Annotated in this window: 15 protein-coding genes; 12 read left to right on the plus strand and 3 right to left on the minus strand. The window is 63.8% G+C overall.

The genetic code is table 11. The features are described 5' to 3' along the window. Positions 1-6: 6 nt before the first annotated feature. The 5 genes from QP997_RS07065 to dnaB all read left to right on the plus strand — a co-directional run bounded on the left by QP997_RS07065 (position 7) and on the right by dnaB (position 4,246). Positions 7-195 carry a hypothetical protein gene (locus tag QP997_RS07065; RefSeq protein WP_012361212.1) on the plus strand — a complete coding sequence of 63 codons (189 nt, stop codon included), beginning with the start codon at positions 7-9 and terminating at the stop codon, positions 193-195. A gap of 175 nt (positions 196-370) precedes the next feature. Further along, positions 371-658, plus strand: a complete 288-nt coding sequence (gene rpsF, locus QP997_RS07070) for a 30S ribosomal protein S6 (protein ID WP_012361211.1) — start codon at positions 371-373, stop codon at positions 656-658. A gap of 83 nt (positions 659-741) precedes the next feature. Next, entirely contained in the window at positions 742-1,359 is a 618-nt protein-coding gene (locus tag QP997_RS07075) for a single-stranded DNA-binding protein (RefSeq protein ID WP_012361210.1), read from the plus strand. A 95-nt stretch (positions 1,360-1,454) separates the two neighbouring features. Beyond that, positions 1,455-1,913 (plus strand): 50S ribosomal protein L9, encoded by a 459-nt coding sequence (gene rplI / locus QP997_RS07080; protein ID WP_070761719.1) that lies wholly within the window; start codon positions 1,455-1,457, stop codon positions 1,911-1,913. Between the two features lie 812 nt (positions 1,914-2,725). Then, a complete protein-coding gene (dnaB, locus tag QP997_RS07085) occupies positions 2,726-4,246 on the plus strand; it encodes a replicative DNA helicase (RefSeq protein WP_284846683.1) in 1,521 nt (506 codons plus the stop codon). A 13-nt stretch (positions 4,247-4,259) separates the two neighbouring features. Here dnaB and QP997_RS07090 read toward each other — a convergent pair whose 3' ends face one another. After that, positions 4,260-4,901, minus strand: a complete 642-nt coding sequence (locus tag QP997_RS07090; RefSeq protein ID WP_284846684.1) for a MarR family winged helix-turn-helix transcriptional regulator — start codon at positions 4,899-4,901, stop codon at positions 4,260-4,262. A gap of 91 nt (positions 4,902-4,992) precedes the next feature. Here QP997_RS07090 and QP997_RS07095 point away from each other — a divergent pair, with 91 nt between their 5' ends. The 3 genes from QP997_RS07095 to QP997_RS07105 all read left to right on the plus strand — a co-directional run bounded on the left by QP997_RS07095 (position 4,993) and on the right by QP997_RS07105 (position 6,959). Further along, positions 4,993-5,571 carry a fluoride efflux transporter FluC gene (locus QP997_RS07095; protein WP_284846685.1) on the plus strand — a complete coding sequence of 193 codons (579 nt, stop codon included), beginning with the start codon at positions 4,993-4,995 and terminating at the stop codon, positions 5,569-5,571. Then, a complete protein-coding gene (locus tag QP997_RS07100) occupies positions 5,571-6,041 on the plus strand; it encodes a CrcB family protein (RefSeq protein ID WP_284846686.1) in 471 nt (156 codons plus the stop codon). Before QP997_RS07095 ends, QP997_RS07100 begins: the two co-directional genes overlap by 1 nt. 102 nt (positions 6,042-6,143) lie before the next feature. Continuing rightward, positions 6,144-6,959 (plus strand): ABC transporter ATP-binding protein, encoded by an 816-nt coding sequence (locus QP997_RS07105; RefSeq protein WP_284846687.1) that lies wholly within the window; start codon positions 6,144-6,146, stop codon positions 6,957-6,959. A gap of 79 nt (positions 6,960-7,038) precedes the next feature. On the opposite strand, the gene QP997_RS07110 is transcribed toward QP997_RS07105, so the two are convergent. Next, positions 7,039-7,551, minus strand: a complete 513-nt coding sequence (locus QP997_RS07110) for a hotdog fold domain-containing protein (protein WP_041628537.1) — start codon at positions 7,549-7,551, stop codon at positions 7,039-7,041. 153 nt (positions 7,552-7,704) lie between these two features. Between QP997_RS07110 and trxA the strand changes: the two genes are divergently transcribed. The 3 genes from trxA to QP997_RS07125 all read left to right on the plus strand — a co-directional run bounded on the left by trxA (position 7,705) and on the right by QP997_RS07125 (position 10,500). Continuing rightward, complete coding sequence (trxA, locus tag QP997_RS07115) at positions 7,705-8,091, plus strand: thioredoxin (protein ID WP_070757873.1); 387 nt, start codon at positions 7,705-7,707, stop codon at positions 8,089-8,091. Positions 8,092-8,213: 122 nt separating this feature from the next. Next, positions 8,214-8,957 (plus strand): PspA/IM30 family protein, encoded by a 744-nt coding sequence (locus QP997_RS07120; protein WP_284846688.1) that lies wholly within the window; start codon positions 8,214-8,216, stop codon positions 8,955-8,957. 88 nt (positions 8,958-9,045) lie between these two features. Next, positions 9,046-10,500: an MFS transporter gene (locus QP997_RS07125; protein WP_284846689.1), complete on the plus strand. Its 1,455-nt coding sequence runs from the start codon at positions 9,046-9,048 to the stop codon at positions 10,498-10,500. A 275-nt stretch (positions 10,501-10,775) separates the two neighbouring features. Here QP997_RS07125 and QP997_RS07130 read toward each other — a convergent pair whose 3' ends face one another. Beyond that, entirely contained in the window at positions 10,776-12,284 is a 1,509-nt protein-coding gene (locus tag QP997_RS07130; protein ID WP_284846690.1) for a sodium/glutamate symporter, read from the minus strand. A gap of 516 nt (positions 12,285-12,800) precedes the next feature. Between QP997_RS07130 and cas3 the strand changes: the two genes are divergently transcribed. Next, positions 12,801-15,641 (plus strand): CRISPR-associated helicase Cas3', encoded by a 2,841-nt coding sequence (cas3, locus tag QP997_RS07135; protein WP_284846691.1) that lies wholly within the window; start codon positions 12,801-12,803, stop codon positions 15,639-15,641. The last annotated feature ends 86 nt before the right edge of the window (positions 15,642-15,727 follow it).

A 15,727-nucleotide genomic window follows, 5' to 3' on the forward strand; every position in this document is an offset into this window, starting at 1 on the left:
GCGGCAATGTCGATGTCCTTGTACCTGGGGATGGGCAGCATCCTCATCGGATTCATCTTCTTCGGCACCGCGTTCTACAGCTTCCACGCACAGAAGCCCAAAAACGTGATCATCCTGCTGTTTTCCATCGCGATCGTGTTCATGACGATCATCCCGGTCACCCTGGCCGTGGGCTGGGCCTCGATCAATAAATAACCCGGCCCCGGGCAGGCCGGATGGGGGAGCGCGGGGAGCAACGGGGGCCACGGTCGCGGATTTCCCATTTCCGCAGGCAGCGGGGTACACTGGCCAGGTTGCTGACGCAACGACCCTCCTGCCATGCCCAAATAAGCATGGCCGAAACACTAGACCACAGGAGGTGATGAGGTCCGTGCGTCAATACGAAGTCATGATCATCGTCGATCCTTCCCAGGATGAGCGCACCGTAGCCCCATCGTTGGACAAGTACCTGAACATTGTCCGCGAGGAAAAGGGCTCGGTCGACAAGGTTGATGTCTGGGGCAAGCGCCGCTTTGAGTACCCGATCCAGAAGAAGGAAGAGGGCGTCTACATCGTTCTCGACCTGACCTGCGAGTCGGACACTGTGCGCGAGCTCGACCGCGTGCTCAACCTCAACGACAACGTCCTGCGCACCAAGGTGCTCCGCAAGGACAAGTAAGAAATCAGCTTCACCCATGCAGCACGGGGCGCAGGCGATTAACCTGGCCTTAACTGCATAACCCCAGCTGAAAGGAACTATCAATGGCACCGGGAGATACCCCAATTACCCTGGTCGGCAACATTGTTGCTGATCCGGAGCTGCGTTACACCCAGTCGGGTGCCGCAGTCGCCAGCTTCCGAGTCGCATCCACCCCGCGGCGCTACGACGCGCAGGCAGGCCAGTGGGTCGACGGCGAGGCACTGTTCCTCACCTGCAACATCTGGCGTCAGGCCGCGGAGAACGTGGCCAATTCGCTGAACAAGGGCGACCGCGTGGTCGTCACTGGTCGGCTGCGCCAGCGGAGCTTCGAGACCCGCGAGGGTGAGAAGCGCACCGTCTTCGAAGTGGAGGCCGACGAGGTCGGTCCGTCCCTGAAGTACGCGACCGCGCAGGTACAGCGCAACCCCCGTGGTGGCGGGCAGTCCTTTGGTGGAAACCAGGGCGGCGGCTCCAACTTCGGTCAGGGTGGCCAGGGCGGCTTTGGTGGAAACCAGGGCGGCCAGGGCGGATTCAACCAGGGCTCCGGCTCTGGGCAGAGCATGGGTGGCCAGCAGAACCAGGGTGGCTTCGGCGGGCAGAATGCCTCCAATGCCGATGACCCGTGGAACTCTGCACCTCAAACTGATTTCGGTGTCGGCGACGAAGAGCCGCCATTCTGAACCAATTGATGAGCGCTGGTGACCGGCAGGCCGGCCGCCAGAAGCAATAATCACTGTTCACGTCAACACTCCATGCACAACGAAAGGGTTGGATCATGAAGCTGATCCTCACCACCGCCGTTGACAAGCTCGGTGTCCCCGGCGACATCGTTGAAGTCAAGGCTGGTTACGGACGTAACTACCTGCTGCCACGCGGCTACGCCATCGTTGCGACCCGCGGCGCAGAGAAGCAGATCAAGGACATCCAGCGTGCCAAGGCTGATCGCGTTATCCGCGACCAGGAGCACGCAGAGGCGGTCAAGGCAGAGCTCGAGGCGCTGTCCGCTGTTCAGGTGCCGGTGCGCACCGCACAGGGCGGCAAGCTGTTCGGCTCCGTGACCACCGCAGACGTCGTCGCAGCTGTTGAGCGCGCAGGCGGTCCGAAGCTGGACAAGCACGCCATCAAGCTGCCAAAGAACAGCATCAAGAACACGGGCAAGTACGCCGTGGATGTGAAGCTGGTTTCCGGCATGACCGCGAACCTCGAGTTCGCAGTGGTCGACGCCGATAAGTAATCGCAGAAGCAGCCTGGCGTCCAGCGCCGAGGCGGGTGGCAGAAGCCGCGCCGTCTGAGCGCTGTGCGCTTAAGCCCTCGCTGACCTTCGCCGGCCTAGACAACCGGTTTTGCGGCGGGTCCGGCCTTCCATGTCTCTGGCTTAGACACCCAGGGGTCGGGTTGGAACCGCCCATGCATAATGGCGATGGGACAGGCTCATTTTTCACCGCGTTTTGGCTGGTGTGCAGGCCGCCGCACAGGCGAGCGGCGCTGCTGCGATGAACGCCGGAACGCACACATAGACAACAGCAAGCACGAGGCCCCCGGCCGGGAATGATCCCGCCGGGGGCTTGGTGTATTCAGGGGCATTGCGCGATGTGGGCAAGGATGTGGATAACTGCCCGCGGCGCGTCCCAAAACTTGTAATTTCGGGGGGTCTAGCGGTGGGTGAGAGTTGTGGGTGACACGCCATATTGAGCTGCACTTATAGGCATTTTCGGGAGTTATCCACAGGGGGGTCCGTTTTTCGCCAGCTTTTTGGAAAGCCTCTCTACCTGCACAAATAGGCCATTCTGGTGGTTATAAACAGCCTCATGCACAGTTCATCCACAAGCTGACCTGGGGCTTGTGGATTTGTCCACACATCATCCACACGCCATACACAGAGCTATCCACAACAGCCTGTGGATAACTCCTCCGACAGCATGCTGGATCGGCCCCGAGTTGGTCATCTGAAGAACAAGAATGAGAACGCTCTGGGCCGCCGAATCGGGTTTGTCCGCAGCGCTGGCTAGGGTGATAACCGAGCCTGATTAAGCACGCGGAGGCACGATGGAGAGCAACATGGGTGGAATGTCTTTCGACGACGGCGCAGAACTCCTGCCACCACCACCGGAGGAGGACCACGCCCCGCACCCGGATAGCGGTGGGGGTGCGTGGAGCTCCGCCGCGCCCGCCCGCAATAACTTTGGATCCGGCCAGCGCCGATCCGGGCGTTCGGGTGGACGTCGTGAAGAATTCCAGGACCTGGGCCGCGAGATGCCACAGAACGTCGCGGCGGAACAGGGCGTACTCGGCGGCATGCTGATGAACAAGGACGCCATCAGCGAGGTCGTCGAGGTCCTCGTCATGGACGACTTCTACCGTCCCGCCCACCAGACGATCTTCGACGTCATCGTCCGCCTCTATGGCGAGGGCAAGGAGGTCGACCCGGTCATCGTCGCCGGGCGCCTGGACCGGGATGGCAAGCTCGAGCAGATCGGCGGCGCGCCGTACCTGCAGTCCATCATGTCCAAGACCCCGACCAGTGCGAACGTGGGCTACTACGCCAACCTGGTCAAGGAGAAGGCCACGCTGCGCCGGCTGGTGACCGCGGGTACCCGCATCGTGCAGCTGGGCTACTCCGGCATCGAGGGTGCGGAGGTGGAGTCCGTGGTGGACAACGCCCAGCAGGAGATGTTCGCGCTGACGAACTCCGCGACCAGCGAGGATTACGAGGTCTTCGAGCGCCTGCTGGACCCCACCCTGGACGAGATCGACGAGCTCGAGTCTCAGGGCGGCACCGCCAAGGGTATTGCCACAGGCTTCCAAGACCTGGACGACCTCACCAACGGCCTGCACGGTGGGCAGATGATCATCGTCGCGGCCCGCCCTGGTGTGGGTAAGTCCACCCTGGCGCTGGACTTCATGCGCTCCGCCTCCATCCGCCAGAACAAGGCCTCCGTGCTCTTCAGCCTGGAGATGAGTAAGTCCGAGGTCATGATGCGCATCCTCTCCGCCGAGGCGGAGGTGCACCTCTCCGCGATGCGCGGCGGCAAGATGGAGGAGGACGACTGGGAGCGGCTGACCCGCCGCATCGGGGAGATCGATAAGTCCCCGATCTTCATCGATGATTCCCCGAATCTCACGATGATGGAGATCCGCGCGAAGGCCCGCCGCCTGAAGCAACAGCACGATATCGGGCTGATCGTGGTGGATTACCTGCAGCTCATGAGCTCGGGTAAAAAGGTCGAGTCCCGCCAGCAGGAGGTCTCCGAGTTCTCCCGCCAGCTGAAGCTGCTGGCCAAGGAGGTGGACGTCCCGGTCGTGGCGATCTCCCAGCTGAACCGTGGTGTGGAGAGCCGTGGCGACGACGCCCTGCCGCGCATCTCCGACCTGCGTGAGTCCGGTTCCCTGGAGCAGGATGCGGACATGGTCATGCTGATCAACCGCCCGGATAGTGCGAACCGCGATCACGAGCGCGCCGGCGAGGCGGACATCATCCTCGCGAAGCACCGTGGTGGCCCGATCGGCACCGTGGTGGTGGCCCACCAGCTGCAGTACTCGAAGTTCTCCGAGTACCGCGCGGGCTAGTTCTTCTTAGTTCTTAGTGCTGCGCCTTGCCGCGCCCGCGCTTGGCGGCCAGGGCTGCGGCGATGCGCTCCTCCTGGTCCGCGACCTGCGGCTCGATGTGGGCGAGCACGTCCCGGAAGGCGGCGAGCTGCTCTGCGCTCAGCCCGTCGAACATCATGTGGCGCACGGCTTCGACGTGCCCCGGTGCGGCGGCGGTGATGGCCTCCAGCCCCTGCTCCTCGAGGATCACGAAGGCGCCGCGGCCGTCCTTATCGCAGGATTCGCGGCGGACGAGCCCGCGCTTGGCCATGCGGGTGATCTGGTGGGACAGGCGCGAGCGCTCCCACTTGATGGCCTCGGCGAGCGCCACGACGCGCTGCCGGTGATCCGGCGATTCCGACAGGTAGACCAACACCTCGTAGTCGGCCAGCGAAATGGTGCTGTCGAGCTGCAGTTCGCGACTGAGCGCGTTGGTGATTCGGGCGCCCAGGTCTAGCCATTGGCGCCAGACCTGCTGTTCCTCGTCGGTCAGCCAGCGCACGTCCTGTGCTGGGTTCGGGACTGCCTGCTGGGTCTCGGGCTGTGCCGTACCGTCCTTCGCATTGTGCTTCGCTCCCGGGGCTGCCTGGGTTGTGGCGTCGTCCTGGGGCGTCAGCTGTGAATTTTTCCTGGTCATGATGCCCTTATTTAAACATATTTCCATGTAGTTGACGCGTCACGCACCCCGGCCCGTGCCTTCGACCGGCACGGCGATTGACTGCAGCGCAGTGAGCCGCTGCCGCTGGCTGTGGGGCGAGTTTTCGCATTTCGTGGGCGCCGGTACGCTGAACAGCGTGATTGGCGCTCTGCTCGTGTTCACCGGCGGCCTGCTCGGCACCCTGGCCCGCTGGTTGCTCACCGATGCGCTCAGCACCGGCGGGGGTGGCCTGGCCGGGCAGTGGGGGTTGTTGGCCGCGAATGTGCTCGGCGCAGGGCTGCTGGGGTTTGTGAGCGCGTTCTTTCAGGATGCTGGTGCGGCCGCGGGGTCGGGCTCTCACCCGCGGCGGGTCTTGTTCCTCGCGGGGCGGGAGAAACTCCTGCTTGGTACCGGTTTCTGCGGGGCGTTCACCAGTTACTCTGCCCTCGCGGGTGCGGTCGCTTTTATTAACGACGACGTCGGCGCCGTTGCCGTCCTCGGCTACTTCGCGGCCACGATCGTGCTGGGCGTGTGCGCGGCTGCGGCCGGCAGCGATGCCGGCCGCGCCGCCAGCCAGCCCGGGAGTGTGACTTCCCGGTCCGTCGAGCAGGGCGCGGGCCAGCGCCCCGGCGGGCAGCCGGACCAGAGCGACCTCGGGGGTGGCGCGTGATGGCTGGCTATAGCGCAGGCGCGGTGATTCTCATGGCCATTGCCGGTGGGCTCGGTGCGCTCACTCGCTGGGGCATGGACACTTGGCTCAAGCGCCACATCCCCGCGCTGGCGAGCCTGACGGTGATCAACACCCTCGGCAGCCTCCTGCTCGGCCTACTCATGGGCGCGGCCACCGGCGCGGGGGAGGGGCATGATGCGCTCGGCGAGCTCTCGCTGGGATCGCTCTCGGTGAGTGGGGCTACGGCGGTGCTGGTGCTGGGCACCGGCTTCCTGGGCGGCTTCACCACCTTCTCCACCGTGGCTGTTGGGCTGGTCACCGACCTTCTCGCACCCCCTGAGGTCGCCGATCCTGCCGCGTCGCCGCGCCCGGCGGCCCGCCGCTACGGCGTGGCGGCACTGGTGGCCGTGGGCATGCTCGGGGCGGCCTGCGCGGCCTGGGGGCTGGGTTTCGCCCTGACGTCGTCATAAGAAAGAAAACACCACGCCCCGGCAACAGAAACGGGCAGTCGAAACGGATAAGGGGACGGGGGTCTGCGGGCGTGTCTGGTCGACGGCGTAGGGTTATGAGGCATGGATCACAGCGACGCGAACACTGCAGCAACGGGGGAGCGGCCGGCGGCGATCGCCATCTCGGGGGTGGCCGTGACCCGCAATGGGAAGGACCTCATCTCCGGGATTGACCTGACGGTCCCCGCGGGCACGCACTGGTCGATCCTCGGGCCCAACGGCGCGGGGAAGACGACCATGCTCAAACTCATGGGGGCGCAGTCCTTCCCCACCACCGGGACCGTCGAGATCCTCGGCGAGCAGATGGGGAAAGTTAACACCCTGGAACTGCGCAAACGCATCGGGCACGTGGACCCGCGGAAGAATCTGGGGGACATCACGGCCTACGAGGCGGTGCTCTCCGGGGCGTCTGGGTCGAATGGCTACGTGCAGCGCTTCGACTACACCGAGGAAGTGAAGCAGCGCACCACCCAGCTGCTGGACCTGGTGGGGATGGGCAGCCGCACCGATCGGCGGTGGCCGCAGATGAGCCAGGGGGAGCGGGCGCGCACCCTGATCGCCCGCGCCCTGGTGACGGAGCCGGAGCTGCTGCTACTGGACGAGCCCTCGACGGGCCTGGACCTGCCGGGTCGGGAAACCCTACTGCACGTCGTGGACCGGCTGCGTGAGGCCCGACCCGAGGTGGCGACGGTGCTGATCACGCACCACGTGGAGGAGATCGCGGCGTCCACGACGGACGTGCTGCTGATGAAGGACGGGCGCATCCTCTCCAGCGGGCCGGTGGACGAGGCGCTGACTGCCGAGAAGCTCGGGGAGCTGTACGACATGGACGTCGAGCTGCACCGGGTGGGTGGCCGCTGGTTCGCCTTCCGGGGGTAGCGGGGTGTCTCAGGGGCTGGGGTGGACTGAGGGCTAGGCCCGCTGTTTGGGGGGAGGTTCGCCCGGCGGTGGGTCGCGCCTACTTCTTGGCGGTGACCCAGATCTTGATCTCCGCGTAGGTGGACTCCACGCCGGCGGAGTCCTCGAAGTGGATCTTCACCGGGACTTCCTGGCCGCCGGTCTCACGGGTGATGGTGGAGAAGTCCGGCAGTTCGGCGGTCGCGGTGGCGGTCAGCCGGCCGGTGGTCTTCTTCAGGTACTTCGCTTCCATGCCCATCGGCAGCCAGCGGTGGGTGCTCGGCACGGAGGCCTCGGCGAGCATGCCCATCGCGACCTCAGCGAGGTTGCAGGCGGCAATGGCGTGGAAGGTGCCGATGTGGTTCTGGACCAGCCACCACTTCGGCGCGGTGACCTGGCAGTAACCCGGGCGCAGATCCTTGACATACGGCAGCACGGTGAGGAAGTACGGGGCCTTGAAGGCAGCGAATACGGAGAACAGGCGGTTGCCGGCCGGCTTCTTAGCCAGCTTCTTCCAGGCCTTATAGGTGGCAGATGGTGCTGCTTCAGCGAAAGATGCGTTCGGGATGCTCATAAAAAACAAAGTAACTCATGTTTCGTGCGCCGACCGTGGAATAAAGCAAACTGCACCCGACGTTGCACCGGACAGAAAGAAACGATGAATACTCGCCGCGCCGGGCGGACACCCCGGGCGGAAAATACAACGCATTCAGCGAAAGGAAAGATCATGGCTACGAAGGAAATCACTGGCGAGAACTTCCAGGAGACCGTCGGCAAGGAAGGCATCGTCCTGCTGGACTTCTGGGCAGAGTGGTGCGGCCCATGCAAGCGCTTCGGCCCGATCTTCGAGGCCACCTCCGAGGAGCACCCGGAGGTCACCTTCGGCAAGGTGGACACCGAGGCTAACCAGGAGCTCGCCGCAGCCCTGCAGATCCAGTCCATCCCGACGATCATGATGTTCCGCGACGGCGTCCTGCTGGCCCGCGAGGCCGGCATGCTGCCGAAGGAGGCCCTCAACGACCTCATCTCCCAGGCCGAGAAGCTGGACATGGACGAGGTCCGCAAGCAGGTCGAGGAGCAGATGAAGCAGGCTGAGGCTCAGCAGGAGGGCTAAACCTCCGCCTGTCCGCACTAAGGCCCGCGCTACCACGCGGGTCTTTTCTTGGCCGCCGCGCGGTCACGGTGAGCCATTCGTGTCTACTCTGGGGCGCACGACCTACTAGAGGAGCGATACTCATGGCTAATCCATTTTCCAAGGGCTGGAAGTACCTGATGGCCTCCTTCGACACGAAGATCGAGGAGAACGCAGACCCCAAGGTGCAGATCCGTCAGGCCGAAGAGGCCGCCCGCGAGCAGCACGCGAAGATCACCGAGCACGCAGCCAGCGTCATCGGTAACCGTAACCAGCTGGAGATGAAGCTCAACCGCCTCCAGAAGGACGCGGCCGAGCTGCAGGAAAAGACCCGCGTCGCACTCCAGCAGGCCGACCAGGCCCAGTCCGAGGGCGACGCTAACCGCGCGACGGAACTGAATCAGACCGCGGAACTCTTCGCCTCCAACCTCGTCACCGTTGAGCAGCAGCTGGAAGAGACCAAGGAGCTGCACGCGGCGGCGTCCCGGAGCGCGGAGGAAGCACAGCGTCAGCAGCAGGAGTCCGAAACCCGCCTGCAGGACCAGCTGAACCAGATCAACCAGCTGCGCGCGCAGGCCGATCAGGCGAAGATGCAGGAGACCGCGAATAAGTCGATGGCCTCCATGAACGACGCCGCCCTCGCCCCGGATGAGGCCGTCCCGACCCTGGACAAGGTCAGGGATAAGATCGAATCCCGTTACGCGAATGCGTTGGGCGCCCAGGAGCTCGTCGAGGGCTCGGTTCAGGACCGCATGACCGAGATCGCGGAAGCTGGCCGCGACGTCAAGGCCAGCTCCCGACTCGCGGAGATTCGCGCTGACATGGAGAAAAATAAAGAACTCGAATAACTAGGAGAAAGCCATTAGCACCGGCGCCGAAAACAGCGGCACACACACCGCCGACACACCCGCACCCAACGCGAAGCTCCTGATCGGCGTGCTCGTCGCCGCGGCCTTCGTGGTCATCCTCAACGAGACCACCTTGTCGGTCGCGTTGCCGGTGCTGATGGGCTACTTCGAGATCACTGCGGATGTCGCGCAGTGGCTGGTCACCAGCTTCATGCTGACGATGGCCGTGGTGATCCCGATGACCGGCTACATCATGCAGCGTTTTAGTCTGCGGCAGGTCTACGCCGCGGCGATGCTGCTCTTCCTCGCGGGCACGGTGCTCGCCGTTGTGGCGCCGGTCTTCCCGGTGCTGCTGGTCGCCCGCATCATTCAGGCTTCCGGCACCGCGCTGGTGATTCCGCTGCTCATGACGACGATCATGCGGCTGGTTCCACTGGAGCGTCGCGGCGGGGTCTTCGGCCTGGTCTCTGTGGTCATCGCGGTGGCCCCGGCGCTGGGCCCGACATTTTCTGGTTTGGTGCTGCACTCTTTGGGCTGGCGTTGGATCTTCATCCTGATGCTGCCGCTGGTGGTGCTAGCCCTGGTGGTGGGCCTGCTGCTGGTTCGTAACTTCGAGGAGCCGACTCGCCCGTACCTGGACGTGCCCTCGGTGTTCCTCTCTGCGGTGGGTTTCGCCGCCACGCTGTACGGCATGGCTGGTCTGTCTGACCTGGCCGATGGGATTCCGGTGGCCCGCGTTGCGGTGATGGTCGGTGGCATTGTGGTTCTCGCCGTCTTTTTCGGACGTCAACGGGCCTTGGCCCGCGAGGCCCGCGCCGGGAAGTCGGCCGCTGCGGAAGAGCAGGGTGCGGGCAAGCGAGTGCGCGAGCCACTGCTGGACCTGGCCCCGCTGGGGGAGCGGAACTACCGGCTTTCTTTGGCTCTGATGTTGCTCACGTTCAGCATGCTTTTCGGCTTCATCATCCTGATGCCGATGTTCGCCCAGCAGGTGATGGGGCTCTCGGAGAGTCAGTCGGGCCTGGCGATCCTGCCCGGTGGTTTGGCGATGGGCGTGATGGGGCCGTTCGTGGGCCGGGTCTACGACGCCCGGGGTACGCGCGTGTTGACCATCCCGGGATCCATCCTGATGAGCGCCGCGATGCTGGGCCTGGTGGTGTTGGGCCGGGACTCCTCTTTCTGGGCGCTGACGGGGGTCGCGGTGGTGCTGCACATCGGTATCGCGTTGCTGATGACCCCGCTGATGAGTAACGCCCTGGCCGCGGTGCCGGACGCCCTGGCCTCCCACGGGCAGGCGATCCTCAATACCTTCCAGCAGGTGGCTGCTGCCGGCGGCACCGCGATCTTCATCGCGATCATGACTTTCGGTACCCAGCGTGCGATGAATAGTACCCCAGGTGACGAGGTCGGTGGCCTGGCCTCCGGCCTGAACCTGGCCTTCCTGGTGGGCGCGGTCTTCTCGCTGGTGATTGTGCTGTTCACCGTGTTCGTGCCTCTGGATGCGAAGAAGCCGATGAAGGAGAAGAAGGCACAGAACGACAACTAGACGGGGCCGCCTAGGGGGTAGGTGCCTCACGCTGTGCAGGGGGCCGGTGGCCCACTTGGGGCAAGCGGAGCCGGGGGTGGTGGCTCGCGTAGCTCAAGCTGTGCCGGGGCCGGTGGCCTACGGGGAGGAGCAGAGCTGGGGCTGGCCACATAGGGCAAGCAGAGCAGGACGAGCAGGGCCGGGGCGGGGCCTGGAGGGGGCAACGCAAAAGCCGGGTGCTGCGCGGGGTTTCCGCGCCGAGCACCCGGCTTGAGTTATTGGCGAACTGTGGTGGCTTAGTTCTTGTGCTGCTGGGCAGCGGCGGCGGCCTGCTTGGCCTCCATGTTTGCCTTGTGGTTGCCCAAGGCCTTGGTACCACCAGCGGCCTTAGATCGGTCGATGCCGAACTTGCGGCCCCAGTAGAACAGGCCGGTGGCGATGGCGAAGATGAACAGTGCCGTCATGACACCCAAGACTGGGAGTGGTCCGACCGCCATGATGAACGGGATGGACACGGCAGTGATGATGCCGCCGCCGAAGAAGGGCTCGAAGACAAGCTGCTTGTATCCGAAGGACTCGAAGGCTGGGGACTCCGCCTCCGGGTCGACGATGCGCATGAGGATCAGGCCGGTTGCGGTGACACCCATGGACTGGCCGAAGTCACCAACACCACGCTCGAGCCAGTACTCCGGGATCGAGCGCGGCACCAGCCACAGCAGCAGGAAGACGTTCAGCAGGATGCCGCCGACACACAGGATCAGGAAGGACCAGAAGTTATCGGCGATGGCCTGCAGGGAGATCGTCGCCAGGGCGGCGGTGATCAGGAGGTCCAGAGCCAGGCCCTGGATGCGCAGCATCATGTTCTGGTCGATGAGGTCCTCGTAGCCCAGGATGTTGAGGCCGAGCTGGACGAAGATGCCGCCGATCATGGCCATCGGGAACAGTGGGACGTAGCTCAGCAGCTCGATCTTGTCGATCCACAGCATCTCCTCGATCCACTGCAGGGCCTTCAACAGGATCACACCCACGCCGATTGCCACAGCGAGGAAAGCAACGTGGAGGGAGAGCGGTTCGATGGAGGACGGGCGCGTCGTCATCTTTGCAGCCATGTACTGCTCGTCGCGACGGAACAGACCGCGCTGGTCTTCGATGGAACGGTCCTTGACCTCGGTGATCACCTCGGTGCGGCCGCTGCGGATGGCCCAGTTGATGACGGCCACGCCGATCACGATGCCGGAGAGCAGACCAACGGTGGCGACGGCGACGGCGAGGTCGTAGCCGTCAGACCAGTCGATGTCCTCGAAGACGGACTGCATACCGGCCGCGGTGCCGTGACCACCCTCGAAGCCGATCTCGATGAGCGCGCCGGCGGCCTCGTTGATGCCGAACAGCGGGGCGAGCAGGAAGGTCACCAGCGCGATACCCACGACGTACTGGCCGGAGGCGAAGGCCACACCCACGGAAAGCTGCGGGCCGGCGAGCTCGACGACCTCCTTCGGCTTCGGCAGCTTCTGGCCGAGGAAGAGGGTACCGAAGACCACGGAAATCAGCAGGCCAGGGAGGGTCTTCCACACGGCGAGGGTCTCAGCGCCGAAGATGCCGCCCTCGGCGAAACGGTCCGTGCCCAGCGCCGAAGCGATGGAGCCGAAGACCTCAGGTCCGAGGAAGAGAGCCAGGAAGCCCGCAAGGATGGAGGCAGGGAGGAACAGCTTTTGGGTCCAACCCCACTTGATGCGCATGGTCTTGCCCAGCAAGACCATCACGCCTAGCAGCACGAGCGCTAGGCCGACTTGATTGGGTGTCAATGTTCCTCCTTGGGTCTGTTTCCGGTGCGGGGATCTCCCGAGCGAAAAGTGCGGGCCCCGGCGAGGCCTGCTCGATCGGGGCGGGGTGTGGCGCGGATCACGCCGTTTCTGGGAAGAATACGATGTTTCTGGGTGTTTCACCAGCTCTTCCTGAACGCTAGCTTGCTAAAAAGCGTGAAAGCGTGCGCTGTCTCACATTATGGTGTAACGCGCGTTATGCGAAATCGAAGGGTGGGTGTGGTGAGGTTTTGCGGTTGGGTGGGCCGAAAAGAAAAGAAGCCTTGGGGATCCCCGCTAGCGCGGGGAAGTGGCGCATTCGCCAATATCCCAAGGCTCATCCCCGCCGGAGCTAGTGCTGCGGGGAGCGTGCTCAAGAGTACGCCCCAGGAAGGTTACGGGCGTAACTTTTAAAGATAACTGGGACATTGGGGATTGTTAGAAAGGGGTTCGAGAAGCTTGCTTTCGATCTGTGAAGTAGCTATGGTTATGTTCACCACCGGAAGTAGTGAGGATTGTATGACTTTCCCCAGACATGGCGTTGAGAGCTCGAACACTCGTGAATCGAACGCTTCCAACACGCGCGATGCTTTTATCAACAGGCTTGATGCGTGGTTGCGTGGAGTGAGTCCTCAGCTCGCGGCATTGTGGGCGAAGTCTGGGGAAGAGGGGGAGTATCTCAATCTGCCGCAACACCTGGTGGACGTCGCCGCGGCCGCTGGAGAGGTTTTCGATATCTGGGTCGCGGATTCCACAAAGAGCGGCCTGAGTGAGGAGCTGGGGATCGATGTGGGGGAGCTGCGTCGCCTCGTGACGTGGCTGGCTGGATTGCATGATTCCGGGAAGGCCAGTGTCAATTTCCAGCGGTTGCTGGAGAAAAAGCCTGGATATGACTACCTGCTTAACGCTGTCGCGGACGCCGGACTGCCGCTCGACACTGGGCATCGAGAGACCAATTTACAGGCGGTGCCGCACAGTGTGGCCTCCACTGCGATGCTGGGCGAATGGCTTGAGTCGGAGACCTCGGCGTCCAGCACTATGCGTAGACGCTTGCGCTCCATCGTTGGTGCTCACCATGGAATTCCGGCAGATGAGAAACTCCGTCGGGATATTGAGGACGCCCTGAAGGACTACCCGCAGTCCTGGCGGGAGATCCACAAGGAACTCCTGGACGGGTTCGCTGAGTTAACGGAGATTAAACCGGTTCTGAGCAAGATGTCCACACCTCGAGCTCCGGAGCTGCAGCTGCTCACCGGCATCGTCGTCTTCGCGGACTGGATTGCCTCCAACGTCGACGCCTTCCCACTTGCCCTCCAGCCCATGCGAGAGCGCCTGGAGAACGGTATGGCGAAAACTGACATCACCCCACCGTGGGACCCAACCGAGCCGGCTGCGAATATCGATGAGTTCTTCCGGCGGTCCTTCTCGTGGCCAGAAGAATTCTGCGCCCGCAGCGTGCAGCGCACCATGGTCGAGGCTGCACGAGCTACCGAGGGGCCAGCGCTGTACATCCTGGAGGCAGAAACCGGGGTGGGTAAAACCGAAGCCGCACTCGCTGCGGCCCATCAACTCGGGGCCGAGAATGGCGTCCAGGGCGTCTACTTCGCCGCGCCGACGATGGCGACCGCCAACGGGCTGCTCGATCGGACCATTAACTGGGCGCAGGGGACGACCGGCGACACGGTGGCGTCCTTGTATCTGGCGCACTCGAAGAACCAGCTCGCGGAACCATACCGGGCGTTGAAGTACAAAAACATTGCGGAAGATGAGGCAGGCGGCGCTGCTGGGAAAGTCATTGCCAGCCAGTGGATGAGCGGAAGACGGCGCGGACTGCTCTCCAATATCGTCGTCGGCACCGTCGATCAGGTCCTCATGCTGGCGCTGGTGCAGCGTTACTCCATGCTCCGACACCTCGCGCTTGCGGGGAAGGTCATTATCTTCGACGAGGTTCACTCTTACGACGCCTATACCTCCGACTATCTCAAGACCACCCTCGCGTGGCTCGCCTACTACGGGGCGAGCGTGATCGTCATGACCGCGACGCTGCCGACCCGTCAGCGCGAGGAGCTCGCGGAGGCGTATAGCGGCGAGCCGCTGAGGGTCGAATCCTCCGCATATCCGCGGATCACGGTGGTCACGGAGGAGAAGGACGAGGTCTGGGAACCGGAACCGTCGCCGAGGAATCTCGACGCAAGCGTGCAGGTCATCGGGGACGAGCTCACCGAGCTGCAGGCGCTGCTTGATCAGCTACTCGCCGAAGGTGGTTGTGCGCTGGTTATTTGCAACACGATTGCGCGTGCGCAGCAGGCCTATCAGGAGCTTGCCGCGGTCTATCCGGATGAGGTCGAGCTGCACCACGCGGGCTTCATGGCCTGGGAGCGCTCGCAACGCGAGGACCGTTTGCGCGAGGAGCTTGGGCCTGCGGCGCGCCGGGGAGCCGGGAGGCCTGCGCGGAAGATCGTGGTCGCAACCCAAGTCGCGGAGCAGTCCTTGGACATCGACGCCGACGTTCTGATCACCGACCTGGCTCCCATGGACCTGGTGATTCAGCGTATCGGGCGCATTCATCGCCACCATCGGCCAACGTCGGACAGGCCGACGGCGCTGCGGAAGCCGCAGGTATTTATTCGCGGTGTTGTGGACCGCGACGGCGTGCCGGAGCTCGATAAGGGAGCCCAGGCGATTTACGACCCCAAAATCCTCCTCGCCACCCTGCTGCACCTGCCGGAAAGATTCCGCCGGCCGGACGATACCGCCCCCTTGGTGGAGGCGGTGTACGGGAATGACCACGCGGTCCCGCAGGAGTGGGCTGAGCTCTGGGCAGAGGCGGAACGTGAGAGCCGAAGCCGGGAGGCGCGAGCGCACGCGCGGTCCGCAACATACCGGGTTCCATCTGCCTTCGATGCGAAGGAGCTTGAATCGCTCTTCCGTGGCCTTAATGCTGCGGCGCAGTCACTGGGAGATGAGGAACGGGGTGCTGCACAGGTCCGTGACAGCGAGCCGACCGTCGAGGTCATTCCAGTGATGAGCACTGACTATGGCTACCGACCCCTGACCGCGGGGAGCGCTGAGCACCCCGTGGAGATTCTGAGCGGAGTCACGCCCGAATTTCAGCAGGCCTGGGATCTAGCCATGAGCACGGTTCGGCTCCCGACCCGGATGACGCGCTGGGACGAGGACTTCGACGCGGTCGTCACCCAGCTGGAGGAAGAAACACCACCGGAGTGGCAGGAGCACTTCCTTCTCAAGGGGCAGTTGGCACTTCGCCTCGATGAGAAGGGAGAGGCCGAGATCGGGAGGTTCCTGGTCCGATACAGCTCTGAACTGGGCCTTGAGGTCGTGCCTAAACCAAGGAGGTGACCGAGGGTGTGAGGTTACCCTCGTTTAGTGGACACCCAACTTGTACGGATGTTGTGTCCGTAGGAGAGGATGTTCATTGTGAGCCA

It is taken from the genome of Corynebacterium sp. MSK039 (assembly GCF_030232315.1).
Classification (GTDB): domain Bacteria; phylum Actinomycetota; class Actinomycetes; order Mycobacteriales; family Mycobacteriaceae; genus Corynebacterium.

Coding starts and splice junctions, on each gene's coding strand:
- QP997_RS07065 (WP_012361212.1), top strand. CDS start 7: ATGTCGATGTCCTTGTACCTGGGGATGGGCAGCATCCTCATCGGATTC.
- dnaB (WP_284846683.1), top strand. CDS start 2,726: ATGGAGAGCAACATGGGTGGAATGTCTTTCGACGACGGCGCAGAACTC.
- trxA (WP_070757873.1), top strand. CDS start 7,705: ATGGCTACGAAGGAAATCACTGGCGAGAACTTCCAGGAGACCGTCGGC.
- QP997_RS07090 (WP_284846684.1), bottom strand. CDS start 4,901: ATGACCAGGAAAAATTCACAGCTGACGCCCCAGGACGACGCCACAACC.
- rplI (WP_070761719.1), top strand. CDS start 1,455: ATGAAGCTGATCCTCACCACCGCCGTTGACAAGCTCGGTGTCCCCGGC.
- QP997_RS07110 (WP_041628537.1), bottom strand. CDS start 7,551: ATGAGCATCCCGAACGCATCTTTCGCTGAAGCAGCACCATCTGCCACC.
- QP997_RS07075 (WP_012361210.1), top strand. CDS start 742: ATGGCACCGGGAGATACCCCAATTACCCTGGTCGGCAACATTGTTGCT.
- cas3 (WP_284846691.1), top strand. CDS start 12,801: ATGACTTTCCCCAGACATGGCGTTGAGAGCTCGAACACTCGTGAATCG.
- QP997_RS07100 (WP_284846686.1), top strand. CDS start 5,571: ATGGCTGGCTATAGCGCAGGCGCGGTGATTCTCATGGCCATTGCCGGT.
- QP997_RS07120 (WP_284846688.1), top strand. CDS start 8,214: ATGGCTAATCCATTTTCCAAGGGCTGGAAGTACCTGATGGCCTCCTTC.
- QP997_RS07105 (WP_284846687.1), top strand. CDS start 6,144: ATGGATCACAGCGACGCGAACACTGCAGCAACGGGGGAGCGGCCGGCG.